Source organism: Candidatus Methylomirabilota bacterium (genome assembly GCA_036005065.1).
In the GTDB taxonomy this organism is placed as follows: domain Bacteria; phylum Methylomirabilota; class Methylomirabilia; order Rokubacteriales; family DASRDR01; genus DASYQW01.
The window spans coordinates 1-3,394 of the sequence record DASYQW010000036.1 but is presented as its reverse complement, the minus strand read 5'-3'; the positions used below and the strand labels follow the sequence as shown (position 1 = coordinate 3,394).

Sequence of the window (3,394 nt, the reverse complement as noted above, 5' to 3'; positions counted from 1 at the left end):
GAACAACTTCCTCTTCTCGGTGATCCTGGCCGGCCGCGAGACCCGGACGCTCCCGATCGCCGTCTTCAACATGATCTCCTACGAGGAGATCAACTGGGGGACGCTGGCCGCCGCCGCCACCCTCATCACGCTGCCGGTGCTGCTGCTGGCGCTGATCGTCCAGCGCCACATCGTCACCGGGCTCACCTTCGGCGCCGTCAAGCAGTAACGAGCCGCTCCGACTGCCCCGAGGGCTCCAGCAGGCACACCGCCTGCGGCACGTGCGTCTGGGGTGCCACCGTCTCGACGCAAAAGAGTAATTCGCCCGGGAGCGGCGCGATCTCGGGACCGTCGGCCTGGCCGTTGAGGAGGGCATTCCGCTCTAGAGGTGCTGCCAACGGATGCCCGCGGCCAGCCAGGGGACGCCGACGCCGGAGCAGGCCGCCGCCGCAACGAACGCGACGGACGGCGGCAGGAGGGCCGGCAGCCTCAGCCCGGCATCGATCCGGCGGAGTGGAGCCCGCGGCGCTCGTCGCGGCGGAGCTTGTACTCAACCGAGTGGACCAGGGCCTGCCAGGAGGCGTCGATGATGTTGGGGGCGACGCCGACCGTGCCCCAGGTCTCCTCCCCGTCCCCCGAGGTGATGAGGACGCGCGTCTTGGCGGCGGTGCCCTTCGACTCGTCGAGGATGCGCACCTTGTAGACATGATCGCGGACTCCAAATCGCCGGGGCCGTGGATCCGTTCGTCGCCCAGCTCCACCAGCTCTGCCGAGATCACCGGACCCGCGCGAAGTGGGTCTTTGTCCCGGGTTACAGGGTCGGGCATACGCTCGGAGAGCGCTTGGCTTTCGAGGGCACGAGCTGAGCAAGCCTCCGATTCATGCCACCGCTCGAGCTGGCACTCCAGATGGCGGCGCCGTTCCTCGTGGAGCGGGGGATCGACCCGGCGCCAGACGGCGTCGGCCCGGCCCTCATTATGCGGCTTCTTTTCGACCTGTCGCGGGCCACGCCGACCTACTTCCGCGTCCTCGCCGAGCAGCCGCGCATGGCCGACGCCCTCTGGGCGGCGATCCGTGAGTGGCGGATGGCCGGGCTGACCGCCGAGGATCTCCGGGGCGACGCCTTCGCAACGCCGGCCAAGCACGCCGAGCTGCGAGCCCTGCTCAGGGCGTACGAGGCCCACCTTACGAATCATCGGCTCGCGGATGCGGCAGCGGTGCACCGGGAGGCCCTGTGCCACCTCGACGTGTATCTGGTGCATCCGGACGACCTTCTGCTCGATGCGCCCGACGTCATGTGGGCCCCCCTCGAGCGACGCTTTCTCGACGCGCTGCCGGGGCGGCGGATCGCGCCGCGCGCACTGGAGCCACCGGGGCTGGACCACCCCCGCCGCCTCGCGCGCCTCGCCGCCCCTGCGGAGCGCGTCGCCCGTGATCCCGCGTCCGACGCGGACCGCCTCGCCTTCCTGATGCGCCCGGACGCCGCGCCGCCGCCGCGTTGCGACGGCACCCTCGTCCTGTTCCGGGCCGGGGGCCGCGAGGCGGAGATCGAGGAGGTCTCCGTACCGGACGTCGGCCGGGAGCTCGCCGAACTCGACCGGACGGGTGGCGTGGCCGTATCGCGCGGGTCCGCTCATAGTCCGTCCCCCTGGTTCCTTGGGACCCGGCCGGTTGACGCCGCTTCCCCCACCGGCGTAGAGTCCCACGAAGCGCTGTCTCGGAGAAGCGGGATGCCGCACGTCCTTCGTGCGATCGGCACGTGACGGGGACCACCGTCGGGGAGGGGAGTCATGACCCAGTTCAGGATATACGCGCTGGCGGCCGTCGGTGTCGTTCTTCTGGGGGTCACCACCGGGACCGTGTCACCGCTGGTTCAGGGGCGGCTGGCGGTGGCCGCGATCCCGCCGGCCGACCCGGATGCCGGACAACCATTCGCCGCTTCCGCCGCGATAGGCTTCGCGAGCGGCGAGACGGTAAAATCGGCATCCATCGCCGTACCGGCCGACAAACGGATCGTGATCGAGACGATCACGCTGGGAGGCGCCACCCGAGAGGGCGACATGCGCCTGCACTTTCGAACCACCGCCCCGAATCTTTCGGGTGGCACTCTGAATACCTTCCATTTCCTCGTCCTGACATTCCAGGGCGTGTTCGGGAACGACCGACATTTCGCCGCCACCCACGCAGCCCGGTTCTACGCGAACCCCGGCACGAGCCTCGAGTTCACGGCGTTTCGAAGCAGCGGGACCGGCCTCGGTATCATGAGGGTAAAAATCATGGGGTATCGCCTGAACCCTTGAGTTCCGGTAATCGGACGACCCGCATGCCGAACGGCTTTCACGGTTCGGAAGAAGAGTGGGAAAGGATCGAGGCGCCGCTGCGCACGATCGACGCCGGGATCGCCGCCTTTGCCGAGCGTAACGGCCTGATAGGCAGCAAGAACTACCATAACTGGCCCGAACGATCGCTCCGGTGTGCCGAGGCCCAGACCGATCTGCTCGGCGTCAGCCGAGGTAGGCGCGAAGGAGCTCCACGTTCCGGAGGAGCTCGGCCGGCGAGCCCTCGACGGCGGCCAGGGTGCCGAGCTTCATGAGGTGGACCCGGTCGGCGATCGTGAGCATCCGCCGGACGTTCTGCTCGACCATCAGGATGGTGGTGCCCAGCTCGCGGTTGATGGCCTTCACCCGGGCCGGCGTGTGCTCGAGCGCCAGCGGCGCGAGGCCGATGGACGGCTCGTCTTCTACTGGATGGTGACCCTCTCCCTGAAGCCGCAGGTCGAGGCGACGGCCTACCCGCCCTCGTTCGTGACCTTCAGCGTGACGACCAAGGGATACCGCGAGGTCTTCACCAAGTATCCCTTCCTCCTCTACACCTGGAACAGCCTGGTGGTGGCGCTCGGGTGCACGGCCCTCGGGCTCGCGGTGGGGCTCCCGGCCGCCTACTCGATCGCGCGGTGGCGCCAGCGCGGGCTGGCCCTGACGATCCTGGCGGCCCGGATCATCCCCGGCATCTCGTACCTGATCCCCTGGTACATCTTCTTCCGCCAGCTCCGGATGGTGGACACCTACGGCGCCCTCATCCTCACCCACCTCATCGTCGGCCTGCCGATCATCACCTGGGTCATGATCGGCTTCTTCGAGGACGTGCCGGCCGAGCTGGAGGACGCCGCCCTCATCGACGGCTGCTCGTATTTCGGGACGTTCTGGCGGGTCGCGCTGCCGCTGGTCAAGCCGGGAGTGGTGGCGACGGGGATCCTCTCGTTCGTGTTCTCGTGGAACAACTTCCTCTTCTCGGTGATCCTGGCCGGCCGCGAGACCCGGACGCTCCCGATCGCCGTCTTCAACATGATCTCCTACGAGGAGATCAACTGGGGGACGCTGGCCGCCGCCGCCACCCTCATCACGCTGCCGGTGCT

At 68.6% G+C, this 3,394-nt stretch carries 5 protein-coding genes and 1 pseudogene; 4 read left to right on the top strand and 2 right to left on the bottom strand.

Annotation, left to right across the window (positions count from 1 at the left end; translation table 11 throughout):
* The coding region (locus tag VGW35_02630; protein ID HEV8306538.1) for a carbohydrate ABC transporter permease at window positions 1-208 on the top strand (208 nt) is incomplete at its 5' end.
* A 260-nt stretch (window positions 209-468) separates the two neighbouring features.
* Here the strand turns inward: VGW35_02630 and VGW35_02625 are convergent.
* Window positions 469-681: pseudogene (locus VGW35_02625) on the bottom strand (alpha-isopropylmalate synthase regulatory domain-containing protein).
* Window positions 682-887: 206 nt separating this feature from the next.
* On the opposite strand from VGW35_02625, the gene VGW35_02620 reads away from it, so the two are divergent.
* Both VGW35_02620 and VGW35_02615 read left to right on the top strand, forming a co-directional pair.
* Window positions 888-1,742: a hypothetical protein gene (locus VGW35_02620; protein ID HEV8306537.1), complete on the top strand. Its 855-nt coding sequence runs from the start codon at window positions 888-890 to the stop codon at window positions 1,740-1,742.
* A 27-nt stretch (window positions 1,743-1,769) separates the two neighbouring features.
* Window positions 1,770-2,279 (top strand): hypothetical protein, encoded by a 510-nt coding sequence (locus tag VGW35_02615; protein ID HEV8306536.1) that lies wholly within the window; start codon window positions 1,770-1,772, stop codon window positions 2,277-2,279.
* Window positions 2,280-2,483: 204 nt separating this feature from the next.
* Here VGW35_02615 and VGW35_02610 read toward each other — a convergent pair whose 3' ends face one another.
* Window positions 2,484-2,663 carry a hypothetical protein gene (locus tag VGW35_02610; protein ID HEV8306535.1) on the bottom strand — a complete coding sequence of 60 codons (180 nt, stop codon included), beginning with the start codon at window positions 2,661-2,663 and terminating at the stop codon, window positions 2,484-2,486.
* Window positions 2,664-2,675: 12 nt separating this feature from the next.
* On the opposite strand from VGW35_02610, the gene VGW35_02605 reads away from it, so the two are divergent.
* The coding region (locus VGW35_02605; GenBank protein ID HEV8306534.1) for a carbohydrate ABC transporter permease at window positions 2,676-3,394 on the top strand (719 nt) is incomplete at its 3' end.